General features: G+C 69.4%; 14 protein-coding genes. 6 read left to right on the plus strand and 8 right to left on the minus strand.

What is annotated here, in order from left to right:
• Positions 1 to 13 precede the first annotated feature (13 nt).
• Entirely contained in the window at positions 14 to 1,576 is a 1,563-nt protein-coding gene (locus tag YWY_RS0105335) for an acetolactate synthase large subunit (protein ID WP_028846765.1), read from the plus strand.
• An 819-nt stretch (positions 1,577 to 2,395) separates the two neighbouring features.
• Here the strand turns inward: YWY_RS0105335 and YWY_RS0105340 are convergent.
• Positions 2,396 to 3,610, minus strand: coding sequence for a cytochrome P450 (locus YWY_RS0105340; protein ID WP_028846766.1), 1,215 nt, complete (start codon positions 3,608 to 3,610; stop codon positions 2,396 to 2,398).
• A gap of 11 nt (positions 3,611 to 3,621) precedes the next feature.
• Complete coding sequence (locus tag YWY_RS0105345) at positions 3,622 to 3,933, minus strand: hypothetical protein (protein WP_028846767.1); 312 nt, start codon at positions 3,931 to 3,933, stop codon at positions 3,622 to 3,624.
• Positions 3,934 to 3,990: 57 nt separating this feature from the next.
• On the opposite strand from YWY_RS0105345, the gene YWY_RS0105350 reads away from it, so the two are divergent.
• A complete protein-coding gene (locus YWY_RS0105350; protein ID WP_028846768.1) occupies positions 3,991 to 4,593 on the plus strand; it encodes a TetR/AcrR family transcriptional regulator in 603 nt (200 codons plus the stop codon).
• A 317-nt stretch (positions 4,594 to 4,910) separates the two neighbouring features.
• On the opposite strand, the gene YWY_RS0105355 is transcribed toward YWY_RS0105350, so the two are convergent.
• Entirely contained in the window at positions 4,911 to 7,094 is a 2,184-nt protein-coding gene (locus tag YWY_RS0105355) for a 3-hydroxyacyl-CoA dehydrogenase NAD-binding domain-containing protein (protein ID WP_028846769.1), read from the minus strand.
• Between the two features lie 2 nt (positions 7,095 to 7,096).
• Positions 7,097 to 8,305, minus strand: a complete 1,209-nt coding sequence (locus tag YWY_RS0105360) for an acetyl-CoA C-acetyltransferase (protein ID WP_028846770.1) — start codon at positions 8,303 to 8,305, stop codon at positions 7,097 to 7,099.
• 128 nt (positions 8,306 to 8,433) lie between these two features.
• Between YWY_RS0105360 and YWY_RS0105365 the strand changes: the two genes are divergently transcribed.
• From YWY_RS0105365 to YWY_RS0105380, 4 genes are all read left to right on the plus strand, one after another.
• The gene (locus tag YWY_RS0105365) at positions 8,434 to 9,642 is read left to right on the plus strand and encodes a TetR/AcrR family transcriptional regulator (protein WP_028846771.1); all 1,209 of its coding nucleotides are present in this window, start codon (positions 8,434 to 8,436) and stop codon (positions 9,640 to 9,642) included.
• Between the two features lie 349 nt (positions 9,643 to 9,991).
• Complete coding sequence (locus YWY_RS0105370; RefSeq protein WP_425426112.1) at positions 9,992 to 11,275, plus strand: acyl-CoA dehydrogenase family protein; 1,284 nt, start codon at positions 9,992 to 9,994, stop codon at positions 11,273 to 11,275.
• Positions 11,272 to 12,492 (plus strand): acyl-CoA dehydrogenase family protein, encoded by a 1,221-nt coding sequence (locus YWY_RS0105375; RefSeq protein WP_028846773.1) that lies wholly within the window; start codon positions 11,272 to 11,274, stop codon positions 12,490 to 12,492. Before YWY_RS0105370 ends, YWY_RS0105375 begins: the two co-directional genes overlap by 4 nt.
• Positions 12,493 to 12,841: 349 nt before the next feature.
• Positions 12,842 to 13,411 (plus strand): HD domain-containing protein, encoded by a 570-nt coding sequence (locus tag YWY_RS0105380; protein WP_038044537.1) that lies wholly within the window; start codon positions 12,842 to 12,844, stop codon positions 13,409 to 13,411.
• Positions 13,412 to 13,492: 81 nt separating this feature from the next.
• Here YWY_RS0105380 and YWY_RS24375 read toward each other — a convergent pair whose 3' ends face one another.
• The 4 genes from YWY_RS24375 to YWY_RS0105395 all read right to left on the minus strand — a co-directional run bounded on the left by YWY_RS24375 (position 13,493) and on the right by YWY_RS0105395 (position 15,859).
• Complete coding sequence (locus YWY_RS24375) at positions 13,493 to 13,747, minus strand: SRPBCC family protein (RefSeq protein WP_211227478.1); 255 nt, start codon at positions 13,745 to 13,747, stop codon at positions 13,493 to 13,495.
• Entirely contained in the window at positions 13,711 to 13,860 is a 150-nt protein-coding gene (locus tag YWY_RS24380) for an SRPBCC family protein (RefSeq protein ID WP_211227479.1), read from the minus strand. Before YWY_RS24380 ends, YWY_RS24375 begins: the two co-directional genes overlap by 37 nt.
• A 234-nt stretch (positions 13,861 to 14,094) precedes the next feature.
• Positions 14,095 to 14,556, minus strand: coding sequence for a VOC family protein (locus tag YWY_RS0105390; protein WP_028846775.1), 462 nt, complete (start codon positions 14,554 to 14,556; stop codon positions 14,095 to 14,097).
• Between the two features lie 139 nt (positions 14,557 to 14,695).
• The gene (locus YWY_RS0105395; protein ID WP_038044539.1) at positions 14,696 to 15,859 is read right to left on the minus strand and encodes an acyl-CoA dehydrogenase family protein; all 1,164 of its coding nucleotides are present in this window, start codon (positions 15,857 to 15,859) and stop codon (positions 14,696 to 14,698) included.
• Between the last annotated feature and the right edge of the window lies 1 nt (position 15,860).

Raw genomic sequence — 15,860 nt, forward strand, 5'->3', positions numbered from 1 at the left:
GAAGGAGCAGCGAGTGAGCGAGCTCAATGGCGCGCAAGCCCTCATCCGCACCCTGGCCGGCGCGGGCGTGGAGGTGTGTTTCGGCAACCCGGGAACGTCGGAGATGCATTTCGTTGCGGCGCTGGACTCGGTGCCGGAGATGCGCGGCGTGCTCGGCCTGTTCGAAGGCGTGGTGACCGGCGCGGCCGACGGTTACGCACGGATCGCGGGCAAGCCGGCAGCGACGTTGCTGCACCTCGGCCCCGGCATGGTCAACGGCCTGGCGAACATGCACAACGCCCGGCGGGCGTTCACCCCGGTGGTCAACGTCATCGGTGATCACGCGACCTACCACAAGCAGTACGACGCACCGCTGGAGTCGGAGATCGAGCCGCTGGCCGAATGGCTGCACGGGTGGACCCGCAGGGTGAAGCACCCGTCGGACATCGGCGCGGACGCCGCCACCGCCGTCGCCGCGGCGCAGGATCCGCCTGGCAGGCACGCGAACCTCATCCTGCCCGCGGACGTCTCGTGGGGTGAGGGCGGCCAGGTCGCGGATCCCGTTCCGCCACGCAGTCGCAAACCGGTCGACGACGACGTCGTCGCGCAGATCGCCGGCGTTCTCGCCTCCGGGGAACCGGCCGCCCTGCTCATCGGTGGCCCGGCCTGCGACCCCGACGGCCTGCGGGCCACGAGCCGGATCGCGGCCGGCACCGGCGCGAAGGCGTTCGTGGAGACCTTCCCCGCGCGCCTGGAGCGCGGCGCGGGCCTGCCGACCATCGAACGGCTCGGCTACCTGGCCGAACAGGTGCAGTACCAGCTGACCGGGATCAAGCATCTGATCGTCGCGGGAACCCAGGCACCGGTGTCCTTCTTCGCCTACCCCGGCAAACCGAGCGACCTGGTGCCCGAGGACGCGACGGTGCACGTGCTGGCCACCCGCGAGCAGGACGTGGTCGGCGCGTTGGCGGCGCTGGCCGACCGGGCGGCGCCGGACGCCGAGCCGCAGCCGGCCGAGGCCAGGCGGCCCGAGCTGCCCAGCGGCGAGCTCACCCCGCAGAACTGGGTCGACGTCGTCGGCGCGCTGCTGCCGGAAGGCGCGATCATCTCCGACGAGGCGAACACCTCCGGCGTGCTGTTGCCGATGGCCACGGCAGGTGCACCGCAGCACACCGTGCTGACGCTGACCGGCGGCGCGATCGGCCAGGGCATGCCGGTGGCCACCGGTGCGGCCATCGCGGCGCCCGATCGGCCGGTGCTCAACCTGGAGGCCGACGGCAGCGCCATGTACACGATCTCCGCGCTGTGGACGCAGGCCCGCGAGAGCCTGAACGTCACCACCGTGGTGCTGAACAACGCCGCCTACGCGATCCTGCGCATGGAGATGCAGCGGACCGGGGCGGACTTGTCCGGCCCGGCGGCCAAGGCGCTGCTGGATCTGTCCCGGCCGACGATGGATTTCGCCAAGATCGCCGAAGGCATGGGGGTTCCGGCCACCCGCGCAACCACATGCGAGGAATTGGCCGACGCGCTGCGCCGGGCGTTCGACGAGCCCGGCCCGCACCTCATCGACGCGGTCGTCCCGCCGTTGCTGTGACGCGCCAGCTGCCCCCGATGGTGGCCGGACCGACGGCTCGGTTGGCGCCCGGGCTCCGGCCTGACTGACTTGCGGCTGCATTGCGGCCCGGCTTGAGCTGGAGCTTCACTGCGGCCCGGCTTGAGCCGGAACTTCACTGCGGCCCGGGACTGCGCCTGACCGGACTGCTGCTGTTCACCACGGCCCGGATCGGCCGCGGTCCTGACCGCGGCTCGGCCGTGCCCCGGGCGCACGGCTCGGCCGACGTCACCGCGGTCAGGAGAAGCGGAAGGGCGGCCGTGCCCGGGCACACGGCTCAGCTGACGCTGTCGCCGGACTCATGGCCCCGGCTACCACGAGAGCGGCCACGAGGGTGTGTCCATCCAAACCGTGCGCGTCCATCCGAAACGTCGCCCGTGTTCCGGCCATTGCCGGACGAGCGCGTTCGCTTGCCGGCGTGCCGCACCTGCGGGCACGCCGGCACCCCATGAGGTGGTTGGCGCGTGAGACGATCTCGTATCCAACCTGACCGACTGATCATTGAAACGCTCATGGTCTTGCCGCAGACGTCGCCCCGGAGGCCAATCGCTGCTCTCTCGGCTGGCCCCGACCATGGTCCGTCGACACCCGGTCTGACGGGCGGGCTGGACAAGCCACGGCACATGCGGGGCCACGGGCCGGCGTGCGGCACCGGGGCATTGGCCGCACGGCTTGACGACACCCGGCACCGCCGGTCGACCCGACCACACCGGCACAGTCAGCCGATCAGCCCCGACCACACCGGCAGGTCACCCGGCCCGGCTCCGACCACACCGCCAGGTCACCCGGCCCGGCTCCCGGCTACGCCGCCACCGGCAGCTCGGTCAGGCCGCGCAGGTTGATGCGGCCGTTCCACTTCACCTCGCCTGCCAGCTTCAGGCCGGGGAACCGCTGCACCAGCCGGGAGATGGCCACCTGGCCCTCCAGCCTGGCCAGTGCCGCACCGAGGCAGTGGTGCGACCCCGCCCCGAATCCCAGGTGCTGGTGCGCCCCCGGGCGATCGAGACGCAGCTCGTTGGCGTCCGGCCCCCACTTCGCCGGATCCCGGTTGGCCGCCATCAGTCCGGCCTGCACGAACGCCCCGGCCGGGATTTCGTGCTCGCCGATGCGATACGCCCGCAGCGTGATCCGCCTGCTCTGCTGCACCGGACCGTCGTAGCGCAGCAGCTCCTCGATCGCATTGGGCGTCAGATCCGGGTTCTCCCGCAGCAGGCGCAGCTGCTCGGGGTGACGCAGCAACGCCAGCGTCCCGTTGCCGATCAGGTTGACCGTGGTCTCGTGGCCGGCGACGTAGAGCAGGCCAACCTGCGCGACGAGCTCTTCGTCGGTCAGCACGTCACCGTCGTCTTCGGCCGCGATCAGTGCCGTCAGCAGGTCGTCGGCCGGGTTCCTGCGCTTCCACTCGACGGCTTCGGCGACCAGCTCGACCAGCTCCTGGCCCGCGGCACTGATCTGCTTCATCAGCTCGACGTCGGCGGGCGGCTCCAGTGACCGCACCACCATGCCGGTGAGCGATCGCAGCCGGCCGACGTCGATCCAGTCCGGCATGCCCATCATCTCGGTGATGACGGCAAAGGGCAGCGGGAAAGCCAACGCCTCGATGAGATTGCCTCCGCCGGCTTTCGCGACGTCGTCCAGCATCCCGTCGACCAGTCGCTCGATGTGCGGACGCCGCTCTTCGACGGCTTTCCGGGTGAACGCCTTCGACACCAGCCTGCGCAGCCTGGTGTGGTCCGGCGGGTCGCGATCCAGCATGGACATCGCATTGAAGACCGGCTTCCCGTCGCCGTAGACGGATTGCTGCAGGTCTCGCATGGGGCTCGGCGCCATGTTGCGCGGCTCCACGGAGTGTCCGCCCCGCAGCAACGCCGCCACGTCGTCGTACCGGGTGAGAATCCAGAAGCCGAGTGGATGCTGGTACACCGGCGCCTGCTCCCGAAGCCTGTCGTAATGCGGGTACGGATTCTCGGTGAATCCCGGGGCGAACGGGTTGAACAGCGGCTCGGTGGCGGTCATCCACTCCTCCTTCAGGCCGGTTGGGCGTATGCGAGCCGATCGTCGGCGAGCACCGGGTGCTCGGCGAAGGCGTCGAGCAGCGCACGCAGCTCCTTGTTCCGCCGGGCCGCCTCCGCCGCAGGTGCCGCGGAGTAGTCGCTGTAGGCCGCAACGGCAGTCAGCCATCGGCGCCGGGCATCCAGCAGGAAATCGCCGACTCCGCCGTACTCCGCATCGATGGCGCGGCGCCACTTCGTGAGCGCCGCGGCGCCGTGTCGCGCGACGTCCGAGGCCACGTCATAGACCAGCTGGTACCTGCGGTGTGTCCGCTGCCAACCCGACATGGCGCTCACCTACTTGCTGAATCTCACATACTCGGTGTATGTGACTATACTCGACGTATGGCACCGGTCAAGTCGCGTCGTGACATGTACGCGGAAGCGACGCGCGCCGCGCTCATCGAGGAGGCCACCAAGCAGTTCGTCGAGCGCGGCTACGCCAACACGTCACTGGATGACGTGGCCAAGGCGGCGAACGTCACGCGCGGCGCGGTGTATCACCACTTCGCGGGCAAGCAGGCTCTGTTCATCGCGGTGTTCAACGAGCAGGAACAGCAGGTCATCAAGCGCGTGGAAGCCGTGATGCAGCGCCACGACGACCTGTGGGAAGCTTCGCTGGCCGGCGTCGAGGAGTTCCTCGACGCGTGCCTGGAACCGGTGTACAGCGCGATCGTCTGGCGCGAAGCCATCGGCGCCATCGGCTATGCCACCTGGATGGCATATGCGGAGAAGTACTCGCTCGGCCTGATCCGGCGCGGTGTCGACGCCCTCGTCGCGGCCGGTTACTTCGATTCGAACAATCCCGAGATCACCGCACGCCTGGTCTTCCACATGCTCGGTGGCGCGGGGATGACCTTGGCCAACGCCGACGACCCTGCCGCGCTGCGCCCCGCGGTCGGCGCGACCGTCCGGCGCATGGTGTTCGGCCTGCGCGTCGGCGAGTGATCGAAGCCACCGGTCGACAGCGGCCGGTGCGGCGGGAAGGTCACCGGCACCGGCTCGCCGTGGACAGTCCGTCGGCCGTCGTCGCCGCATCGAGCGCTCCGGGCGGAATCCGGCTCCCGCCCGGCCACGGCTGATCGCGGCGGCCGGGGCACCGGACGAACTGATCGCCCTGCGCGACCTCAAGGGGATCTGGGTGCCGTTCACCGACCCGAGCTGATGCGCCTCGGCAGATCGGTGGCACGGACGAGGCGGAAGGCGGCCGAACAGGCAAAGGCCCGGGAGCCGTGCGGGCTCCCGGGCCGATGCGCGCAGGGGAACTACTCGAAGATCTCGCCCTTGGCCGCTTTGTCGACCAGCGACTGCGGCGGCTCGAAGTGCGGACCGTACTTGGCGGCCAGCTCACGCGCCCGGTCGACGAAGCCCTGCAGCCCGCCCGGGTACTGGTTCATGAACTGCACGACACCACCGGTCCACGCCGGGAAGCCGATGCCGAAGATCGAGCCGATGTTGGCGTCCGCGACGGTGTTGATCACACCCTCGTCGAAGCACCGCACGGTCTCCACGGCCTGGGAGAACAGGAACCGGTCCTTCAGGTCCTCGAACGGCACCTCGCCGGACCCGGAGTCGAACGCCTCCCGCAGCCCCGGCCACAGGCCGACGCGCTTGCCGTCCCGGTACTCGTAGAAGCCGGCACCACCAGCCCGGCCCGGCCGCTTCAGCTCGTCGACCATCTTGTCCACCACCGCGGCGGAGCCGTGCGGCGGCGGCAGCGTGCCGCCCTCGGCCTTGATGCCCTCCTCGGTCGCCTTGCGGATCTTCTGCATCAGCGTCAGCGACAGCTCGTCGGACAGCTGCAGCGGCGAAGCCGGGAACCCGGCCTGCGCACCGGCCTGCTCGATGGTGGCGGGCTCGACACCCTCGCCGACCGCAGCCAGCGCCTCGTTGATGAACATGCTGATCACCCGGCTGGTGAAGAACCCGCGGCTGTCGTTGACCACGATCGGCGTCTTGCGGATCGCCTGGACGTAGTCGAAGACCTTGGCCAGCACCGCGTCCGACGTCTTCTCGCCGCGGATGATCTCCACCAGCGGCATCTTGTCCACCGGCGAGAAGAAGTGGATGCCGATGAAGTCCTCCTGTCGCTGCACGGCCTTGGCCAGGCCGGTGATCGGCAGCGTCGAGGTGTTGGAACCGAGCACGGCGTCCGGGGTCACGATGTTCTCGATCTCCTGGAACACCTTGTGCTTGAGCGCCTGGTCCTCGAACACCGCCTCGATGACGAAGTCGACGCCCTCGAAGTCCGCCACGTCGGCGGTCGGCTTGATCCTGGCCAGCAGCTCGTCGGCCTTCTCCCGGGTGGTCTTGCCCCGCGAGACGGCCTTCTCCTCGAGCTTGACCGAGTAGCCCTTGCCCTTCTCGGCCGCTTCCAGCGTGACGTCCTTGAGCACCACCTCGAAACCGGCCTTGGCCGACACGTAGGCGATGCCCGCGCCCATCATGCCCGCGCCGAGCACACCGATCTTGCGCGGACGGTGGGTGTCGTAGCCCTCCGGCCGGGAGCCACCGTTCTTGATGGCCTGCAGGTCGAAGAAGAACGCCTTGGTCATGTTCTTCGCGATCTGCCCGGTGGCCAGGCTGACGAAGTAGCGGGTCTCGATGTCCATGGCGGACTCGAAGTCCACCTGGGCGCCCTCGACCGCAGCGGCCATGATCGCCCGCGGCGCCGGCATCGGCGCGCCCTTGAGCTGCTTGCGCAGGTTGGCCGGGAACGCAGGCAGGTTCGCCGCGAACTTCGGGTTCGACGGCGTGCCGCCCGGCATCTTGTAGCCGTCCCGGTCGTAGGGCTGGACGGCCGCCTCCGGGTTGTCCGCGTTGTCCTTGATCCACTTCTTGGCCGCCGGGATCAGCTCGTCGACGCTGTCCACCAGCTCGTGGATCAGGCCCAGCTCCTTGGCCTTCTCCGGCTTGTGCCGCTGGCCCTGCAGCAGCCAGTTGAGCAGCGCGGCCTGGATGCCGAGCAGCCGGGTGGTGCGGACGACACCACCGGCGCCGGGCAGCAGGCCGAGGGTGACCTCGGGGAAGCCGATCTGCACGCCCTTGACGTTGGCGGCGATACGGCGGTGCGCACACAGCGCGAGCTCGAGCCCGCCGCCGAGCGCGGCGCCGTTGATGGCGGCGACCACCGGCTTGCCGAACGTCTCCAGCTTGCGCATCGGCGCCTTGATGATCTCCTTCGACTCACGGGTGAGCCGTTCGGCGTCCTCCGGCTGGATCTTGATCAGGTCGTTCAGGTCGCCACCGGCGAAGAAGGTCTTCTTGGCCGAGGTGATGACCACACCGGTGATCTGGTCCTTCTCCGCCTCGAGGCGCTCGACGGTGGCCTTCAGCGACTGCAGGTAGTCGCTGTTCATGGTGTTCGCCGACTGGTTCGGGTCGTCCAGCGTCAGTACGACGATGCCGTCGGCGTCCGACTCCCAGCGGATCGTGTTGGTGTACGTCATGCTCAGACCCTCTCGATGATGGTGGCTTCACCCATGCCGCCGCCGATGCACAGCGTGATCAGCGCGTAGCGCGCGTTGCGCCGCTCCAGCTCGTCGACCATGGTTCCGGTGATCATCGCGCCGGTGGCACCGAGCGGGTGCCCCATCGCGATCGCGCCGCCGTTGACGTTGAGCTTCTCGTCCGGGATCTTCAGATCCTTCTGGTACTTCAGCACCACGGACGCGAACGCCTCGTTCAGCTCGAAAAGGTCGATGTCGTCCACCGTCAAGCCGGCCTTGGCCAGCACTTTCTCGGTGGCGGGCGTCGGACCGGTGAGCATGATCGTCGGGTCGGCGCCGGTCACCGCGGTGGCCACCACGCGGGCCCGCGGGGTGAGGCCGAGGTCCTTGCCCACCTGCTCGTTGCCGATCAGCACGATGGCCGCGCCGTCCACGATGCCCGAGCTGTTGCCCGGCGTGTGCACGTGGTCGATCTTCTCCACCCAGTGGTACTTCTGCAGCGCCACCGCGTCGAAACCGCCCATCTCGCCGATACCCGCGAACGACGGCTTGAGCTTGGCCAGCGTCTCCATCGTGGTGTCCGGGCGCCGGTGCTCGTCGTGGTCGAGCACGGTCACACCGTTGATGTCCTTGACCGGGACCACGGACTTGCTGAAGTAGCCGCTCGACCAGGCCTTCTCGGCCAGCTGCTGGGAGCGCAGCGCGTAGGCGTCGACGTCCTCCCGGGAGAAGCCCTCCATGGTGGCGATCAGGTCGGCGCTGATCCCCTGCGGGACGATGAACAGGTCGTAGGACGTTGCCGGGTCCATGAACATCGCGCCACCGTCGGACCCCATCGGCACCCGGGACATCGACTCGACGCCTCCGGCGATGATCAGGTTGTCCCAGCCCGCGCGTACCTTCTGGGCCGCGGTGTTGATCGCCTCCAGGCCGGACGCGCAGAAACGGTTGAGCTGGACACCGGCGACCGTCTCCGGCAGGCCGGCCGCCAGCGCGGCGGTCCGGGAGATCACCGCACCCTGGTCACCGATGGGCGTGACCACGCCGAGCACCACGTCGTCGATCACGGCCGGGTCGAGATTCGGATGCCGTGCCTTCAGCTCGTTGATCAGCCCGACCACCAGGTCGACCGGTTTGATCGAATGCAGCGAGCCGTTTTTCTTCTTGCCGCGAGGCGTGCGGATCGCCTCGTAGATGAACGCCTCAGTCACGCCGACGGTCCTTCCTAGACTGCACTGTCATGCACGGATGGCGCTAATGCTCACTAACATAGTGACGCCGAACTGCCTGTTGTCAACCGGTTGTCACACGCACGACTCCCGCTACAGTGGACTCACCTATGACGACGATCGCCGACCGTGGGGGCCGCCCGAGGCGCCCCAAGGACCGCAAGGAGCAGCTGGCCGCCGTCGCGGCCAAGCTGTTCTGCGAGCGCGGGTTCCACGAAGTGGGCATCACCGACATCGCGGCGGCCGCCGGGATCACCGGCCCGGCGTTGTACCGGCACTTCGCGGACAAGCAGGCGATCCTGGCGCACGTCGTGGCGTTGGCGATCGACCACCTGTCGGCGGCCACCACGGCCTTGCCGGACGACACCGCGGTGCCCGCGGTCGAGCAGGTCGAGGCCATCTTGACCAAGCTCGCGCGGGTGTCCGTGGAGCGGCCGGAGATCTCCGCGCTGTGGCGTCGCGAGCGGCGCAACCTCCGCCCGGAGGACCAGCAATCGCTGCGTCGCCGGTGGAGCGAGCTGATCGCCAGCTGGGCGCGCCCGCTGCGCGCGGCACGGCCCGAGGTGTCGGAAGAAGACGCCACGATGCTCTGCTGGGCGGCGTTGAGCGTGTTCGGCAGCGTGGCGGTGCACTCCACACGGCTGAGCCGTCGCCGGTACGTGGAGCTGCTCGTCGAGGCCGCGCGCGCTGTGTTGCATCACACACCGGCGACGGGTGAGACGGACGGCTTCGCCGGTGAGCCCGCCCCGGTCATGCCGGTGATGCAGCCGAGCAGGCGGGAGAAGCTGCTCATCGAAGCCACCAGGCTGTTCGGGGAACGTGGCTTCCACGAGGTCAGCATGGAGGACATCGGCGCCGCCGCGGGGATCAGCGGCCCCAGCGTGTATCGGCATTTCCCGAGCAAGACGGCGCTGTTCATGGCCGCGTCCGCGCGCATCCACGATCGCCTGGCACGGGGCAGGGACCAGGTCGCGGCGACCGCGAAGACCGAGCGGGAGGCACTGGAAGGCCTGGTCCGGTCGTACGTGCAGGTCATGCGCGACTGCGCGGACCTGCTGATGATCGGCAGGGAGATCGGTGCCCTGACCGCGGCGGAACGCAACGAGCTGCGGCGGGTGCAGCGGGAGTACGTGGCGGAGTGGGTGCGGCTGCTGATGGCCATCCGGCCGGATCTGGTCACCCCCGAGGCTCGGGTGGTCGTGCACATGGCGTTGACCATCGCCAACGACCTGGTTCGCACCGGATCGGTGCGGCGTAGGCCGGATCTGGAGTCCGAGCTGCCCGCGCTCATGCTCGCCGCGCTCGGCATCAGGCGCTGAACCGACTGCCTGGGGGCTCGCGAAGCTGATCGGCCGGCTGCGGGCGCGCGACCGGGCCGACCTGCGCATGCCGATCGCTGGTGCCGAGCCGGCCGCTCGAGAGACGGGCGCCACAGTCGGCACCGCTCCCCGGCCCTGACCTTGGCATCGCCGCGCCGCGGGACGGCCCGCGACCGGCGACTTGCCACCCCATGCTGGCGCGGTTCCACAACAAGCGTTATTTTACGCGTCAGTAGGTAAGCGATCCGCCAGCGAACGGCCGATGGCCGATAGGGAGTGGACTGTGGCGAGCACACGCGGTGGGCCAGCGGGTCCTCAGCCGAAGAAACGCGATGCGATGGGCCGGGCGATGGCCGTCCTGACGAAGGTCTCCAGCTCGCCGGTGATCGACCGGCTCGGGCTGCGCAAGCAGTTCGAGAAGGCGCTCACCAGCAGCGTCAAGAACGGGTTCACAGCGGTCGCCGCCGGTGAGCGGGTGTTCACCGCGACCAGGAAGCTCACCCAGCCGCAGCGGCTGGCCAAGCCGAAGGACCCCGAGCTGTTCGATCTGGAACCGACAGAAGAACAGCAGATGATCGTCGAGACGGTGCGGGAGTTCGCCGCCGAGCAGCTGCGCCCGGCCGCCCACGACGCGGACGCCAAGGCGCAGACCCCGGACGGCCTGCTCTCCCGGGCCGCGGAACTGGGCATCGGGGCGTTCGGCATCCCGGAAGAGCTCAGCGGCTTCGGCACCGAGCGGTCCGTGGTGACCAACGTCCTGGTCGCCGAGGCGCTGGCGCACGGGGACATGGGCCTGGCGGTGTCGGTGCTGGCTCCGTCGGCGGTCAGCACGGTGCTGGTGCAGTGGGGTGACGCCGAGCAGCAGTCCACCTACCTGCCCGCGTTCACCGGCGACCAGCCGCCGGTCGCGGCGCTGGCGTTGCACGAGCGCGGGGCCCTGTTCGACCCCCGCAAGCCGAGGACACGCGCCAAGCGGACCCCGTCGGGCTACCAGCTGGACGGTGTGAAGGCGCTCGTGCCCAGGGCGGCCGACGGCGAGCTGTTCGTGGTCTCGGCCGACTTGGAGGGCCGGGGCGGCGCACTGTTCCTCGTCGAGGCTTCCACCCCCGGGGTGACGGTGACGCCGGATCCGGCGATGGGGCTGCGCAGCGCCGAGACCGGGCTGCTGCAGCTGGACAAGGTGAAGTTGCCGCCGAGCGCGCTGCTGGCCGGGGGCGACCCGAAGGTGCTGCAGGAGGTCGTGCGGCTGTCCCGGCTGGGATGGTGCGCGCTGGCCGCGGGCACCGGACGGGCCGTCCTCGACTACGTCATCCCGTACGTCAACGAGCGGAAGGCGTTCGGCGAACCGATCAGCCACCGCCAGGGCGTTGCGTTCATGGTCTCGGACATCGCCATCGAGCTGGAGGGCCTGCGGCTGGTGACGCTGCGGGCGGCCTCTCGTGCCGAGCGCGGCCTGCCGTATGCCCGTGAAGTGGCGCTGGCCCGCAAGCTGGCCGCGGACAAGGGCATGTGGATCGGCAGCGCCGGGGTGCAGCTGCTCGGCGGTCACGGCTACGTGAAGGAGCATCCGGTCGAGCGGTGGTACCGCGACCTGCGGGCGGCCGGCGTGATGGAAGGGGCGGTGCTGGCATGACGATCAACCTCGAGGTGCCGAAGAAGATCGCGCCGCTGGTCAACCAGGCACACCAGGCCGCGGCCGAGGTCTTCCGGCCGATCTCCCGCAAGTACGACCGCGCCGAGCACTCCTACCCCAAGGAGCTGGACACGTTCGCCGCCGTGCTGGACGGGATGAACCAGTCCGGGTTCAGCGGCGGCGCGGGCGCCGCCGGGGTGCGGCGCAAGGACAAGGACGCCAAGAAGCCGGAAGGCAACGTCAACGGCGCGAACCTGCGCACCGTGCTCGGCACGATCGAGATGTGCTGGGGTGACGTGGCGTTGCTGCTGTCCATGCCGCGCCAGGGGCTGGGCAACGCCGCGATCGCGTCGGTCGCCAACGACGAGCAGCTCGAGCGCTTCGGCAACATGTGGGCGGCGATGGCCATCACCGAGCCGTCGTTCGGGTCGGACTCGGCCGCCGTGTCCACCACCGCCGTGCTGGACGGCGACGAGTACGTGCTCAACGGCGAGAAGATCTTCGTCACCGCGGGCGAACGGGCCGACGCCGTCGTGGTGTGGGCGACGCTGGACAAGTCCAAGGGCCGCGCGGCGATCAAGTCGTTCGTGGTGGAGAAGTTCCGGCCCGGCATCACCGTCGAGCGGCTGGAGCACAAGCTCGGTATCAAGGCGTCGGACACCGCGGTCATCCGGCTGGAGAACTGCCGCGTGCCGAAGGAGAACCTGCTCGGCAGCCCGGAGATCGACACCAAAAAGGGCTTCGCCGGGGTCATGGAGACCTTCGACAACACCCGGCCGCTGGTCGCCGCGATGGCCGTCGGGCTGGCCCGTGCCGCGTTGGAGGAAACCGCGCGGATCCTGCACGAGGCCGGGATCGAGATCGACTACGACGCCCCGCCGCACGCCCAGCACGCCGCGGCCGCCGAGTTCTTGCGGCTGGAGGCCGACTTCGAGGCGTCGTACCTGCTGACGTTGCAGGCGGCCTGGATGGCGGACAACCGCAAGCCGAACTCGGTGCAGGCGTCGATGTCCAAAGCGAAGGCCGGGCGCTCGGTCGTGGACATCACGCTCAAGTGCGTCGAGTTGTGCGGGGCCCTGGGATACAGCGAGGACTCGCTGCTGGAGAAATGGAGCCGCGACGCGAAGATCCTGGACATCTTCGAAGGCACCCAGCAAATCCAGCAATTGATCATCGCCCGGCGGCTGCTCGGCAAGAGTTCCGCCCAGCTGAAGTGACCTGACGACCATAGGACGCCAGGAAGGAGCTGACCACCTTGTGGTGCCCGCGCCTCTGCCGAACGACGCCGGCCAGAGCCCTCGACGGCTCGCCTGACTGAGAGGTCGAAGACCTCGCCTGACCGAAAGTCGAAGACCTCGCCTGACCGAGAAGGTGAAGACGTGGGCCGCCGATCTGGGAGCGCCAGATCCCGTGCGGCATGTCCTGTGACACCGGCAAATCCCCGCTGGCCTCGGCGGTCTTCGCCGCAGATTGCGGCTCCGGTTCCGCACGAACGGGCGCTTGGCGGGTCGCTCGGCCCCGGGCTCGGTAACCTGACCACCCGAGGTCGCGAAACCAGAGGACGTGATGTCACGCCACCAGGATCCTTCCGCCGCTGTCGCCGCGTTCGGCTACGAGATGGGCGTCCTGAAGCGGATCCGCCGATCCGGATGGTGGCAAGCCGGGGTCCGCGACCCCGAGTCGGTGGCCGAGCACAGCCTGCGCGTCGCCCAGCTGGCCGCGCTGCTGGCCGCCGAGGAGAACGGCGATCCGGAGCGGGCCGCCTACCTCGCCCTGTGGCACGACAGCCAGGAGACCCGCACCGGCGACCTCCCGCACTCGGCCAGGCCGTACCTGGCGAAGCCCGATCCGCGCGCCATCACCGCCGACCAGACCGCGGAGCTGCCCGAGGCCGCCAAGTCGTCTGTCCGTGCCGCGGTGGAGGAATACGAAGCGCGCGAGACTCTGGAGGCGCGGTGCGCCAAAGACGCCGACAAGCTGGAGATGCTGTTGCAGGCGGTGGAGTACCGCAGTGTCGGCGTACAGCACGTCGACCGGTGGATCGCATCCGCCCGCAAGGATTTGCACACCGCCACGGCCCGGCGGGTCGCCGAAGCCGCCCTGAGGATGTCACCGCTCAGCTGGCACGACCGGTGACCAGCCCCGGCCGGCTCGTGTCCGGCGCGCCCTACCTGGAGAACCCGTCTGGCAGGTTGATGCCGTACTCCGGCCAGGCCTTCATTGCCGCGAGCATCCCGGTCCAGCCCCGACAATTGCCGAATGCCGCCTCCACGCCGCCCGGGTGGCCCGCCACGCCCGTTCGGTGATCGCCACCAGAGTGCGCGCACCGTCGTCGATGGGTTCGAACGTCGTCCTGGTCGTCCCCGACTCCCCCGCCGTGTGCTCACCGTCCCACTCGATCACGATCCGGCACGGCGGCATGGCCTCCACCACCTTCACCGGGAACGCGCCGGGAAGTCGTGGAAGTCCCACGTGGCCTCCTCGCCCGGGGCCAGCCGCCCGCGAGCTCCGCCCGTGGTGAAGTACCTCGACAGCTGCTCCGGCTCGCCTGCCATCGACATCCGGTGCCGGGCTGGCAGGACCATGTGCCTCGGGTGCCGTTCCACGGCTTCCACGTGCTACCGAGTGCCCGCGTCTGGTTGTCAGGGCCACCGCGGTCTGCGGCGTGTCGGCAGCGACCGTCACCGCAACAACCATGAGACAGCCACTGACCGCCCGTAGTACGACGACTGGGCCCACCTGTATCGGAGACCTGATGCTCGCGATGGCCCGTGACCGGCGCATTGGCCGGCAGGTGCCGCGAAGGCCGCCTCCGCACGTCAGGTGGTGAAGAGCTCGTGAGCGCGCCGATCGATCTCCTCCGGGCTGACGTCTTCCACGTGCGACGCGACGTACCAGGCGTGGCCGAACGGATCCCTGATGGCGGCGCCACGATCGCCGTAGAACTCGGTCCGCAGCTCGGCCTCCTGCCGCGCGCCACGCTCCACCGCTCTCCGCACCGTCTCGTCGGCGTCCTCCACGTAGACCATCAGCCGCACCGGCGCGGCGGCGTCCTCTTGGGGAGCATGGCTGTCGAAGACCGGGCTCTCCTCACCGAGCATGATCATCGAGTCGCCGATCCGGATTTCGGCGTGAGCCACCGTGCCGTCCGGCGCCGTCATCGGATCGCTGTGCAGGCGGCCGCCGAAGATCTCGGTGTAGAAGTCGATCGCGTCGGCCGCGCCGCGCACGGTCAGGCTGGCGATGACCCGCGGGTAGTCGTCGGGAATGGGCTTGGGCATGACGCCTCCGATCGGTCGCTGACGACGGTGACCCCTCCCCTGCGGTCACCTGTCTGTCGTCCGCGACGGCGGAACGATTTCAGCCGGTGACCCGACGCAGGAACGGGCCGGCCCCATCGGCAGGCATCCGTGGCGGCCGTCAGCCCTTCAGCCCGAGGCTGCGCGCGATGATCATCTTCTGCACCTCGGACGTGCCCTCGCCGATCTCCAGGATCTTGGCGTCGCGGTAGAACCGGCCCACCGGGTACTCGTTCATGAACCCGTAGCCGCCGAAGATCTGCGTGGCGTCCCGCGCGTTGTCCATCGCCGCGTTCGACGAGACCAGCTTCGCGATCGCCGCCTCGGTCTTGAACGGCTCGCCGCGCAGCATCTTCGCCGCCGCCGCGTAGTAGGCCAGCCGCGCGGTGTGCGCCCGCGCCTGCATCTCGGCGATCTTGAACTGGATCGCCTGGTACGAGCCGATGGTCTTGCCGAACGCCACCCGCTCGCCGGCGTAGCGCACGCACTCGTCCACGCAGCCCTGAGCGAGCCCGGTGCCGATGGCGGCGATGGCCACCCGCCCTTCGTCCAGGATCGACAAGAACTGCGCATACCCTCGGCCGCGCTCGCCGAGCAGGTTCTCCGCGGGCACGCGCACGTCGGTGAACGACAGTCCGTGGGTGTCCGAGCAGGCCCAGCCGACCTTGGAGTACTTCTTCTCCACGGTGAAGCCCGGGGTCCCGGTCGGCACGATGATCGCCGAGATCTCCCGCCGCTTGCTGCCGGGCTCGAAGTCGGTCACCGCCGTCACGGTGACCAGGCGGGTGATGTCGGTGCCCGAGTTGGTGATGAACGCCTTCGAGCCGTTGATCACCCACTCGTCGCCGTCGAGCTTGGCCAGCGTGCGGGTCGCCCCGGCGTCGGACCCGCCGTCCGGTTCGGTGAGCCCGAACGCCCCCAGCGCCTCACCCGCGCACAGCGCGGGCAGCCACTCCTGCTTCTGCTTCTCCGTGCCGAACCGGTAGATCGGCATCGCGCCGAGCGAGACCCCGGCCTCCAGGGTGATCGCCACCGACGAGTCCACCCTGGCCAGCTCCTCCAGTGCCAGGCACAGCGCGAAGTAGTCGCCGCCCATCCCGCCGTACTCCTCCGGGAACGGCAGCCCGAACAAGCCCATCTCGCCCATCTGCGCGACCAGCTTGTACGGGAACTCCTCCCGCTCGTACAGCTCGCCGATCACCGGGGCGACCTCGCGCTGGGCGAAGTCCTCCACGGTCTGCCGCAATGCGGCGTGCTCTTCTTCCAACTGCAGGTCGATGGCCATG

This window comes from Thermocrispum agreste DSM 44070 (assembly GCF_000427905.1).
Taxonomy (GTDB): domain Bacteria; phylum Actinomycetota; class Actinomycetes; order Mycobacteriales; family Pseudonocardiaceae; genus Thermocrispum; species Thermocrispum agreste.

Coding starts and splice junctions, on each gene's coding strand:
- YWY_RS0105340 (WP_028846766.1), bottom strand. CDS start 3,610: ATGACCGCCACCGAGCCGCTGTTCAACCCGTTCGCCCCGGGATTCACC.
- YWY_RS0105345 (WP_028846767.1), bottom strand. CDS start 3,933: ATGTCGGGTTGGCAGCGGACACACCGCAGGTACCAGCTGGTCTATGAC.
- YWY_RS0105350 (WP_028846768.1), top strand. CDS start 3,991: ATGGCACCGGTCAAGTCGCGTCGTGACATGTACGCGGAAGCGACGCGC.
- YWY_RS0105355 (WP_028846769.1), bottom strand. CDS start 7,094: ATGACGTACACCAACACGATCCGCTGGGAGTCGGACGCCGACGGCATC.
- YWY_RS0105365 (WP_028846771.1), top strand. CDS start 8,434: ATGACGACGATCGCCGACCGTGGGGGCCGCCCGAGGCGCCCCAAGGAC.
- YWY_RS0105370 (WP_425426112.1), top strand. CDS start 9,992: ATGGCCGTCCTGACGAAGGTCTCCAGCTCGCCGGTGATCGACCGGCTC.
- YWY_RS0105375 (WP_028846773.1), top strand. CDS start 11,272: ATGACGATCAACCTCGAGGTGCCGAAGAAGATCGCGCCGCTGGTCAAC.
- YWY_RS0105380 (WP_038044537.1), top strand. CDS start 12,842: ATGTCACGCCACCAGGATCCTTCCGCCGCTGTCGCCGCGTTCGGCTAC.
- YWY_RS24380 (WP_211227479.1), bottom strand. CDS start 13,860: ATGGTCCTGCCAGCCCGGCACCGGATGTCGATGGCAGGCGAGCCGGAG.
- YWY_RS0105390 (WP_028846775.1), bottom strand. CDS start 14,556: ATGCCCAAGCCCATTCCCGACGACTACCCGCGGGTCATCGCCAGCCTG.
- YWY_RS0105395 (WP_038044539.1), bottom strand. CDS start 15,859: ATGGCCATCGACCTGCAGTTGGAAGAAGAGCACGCCGCATTGCGGCAG.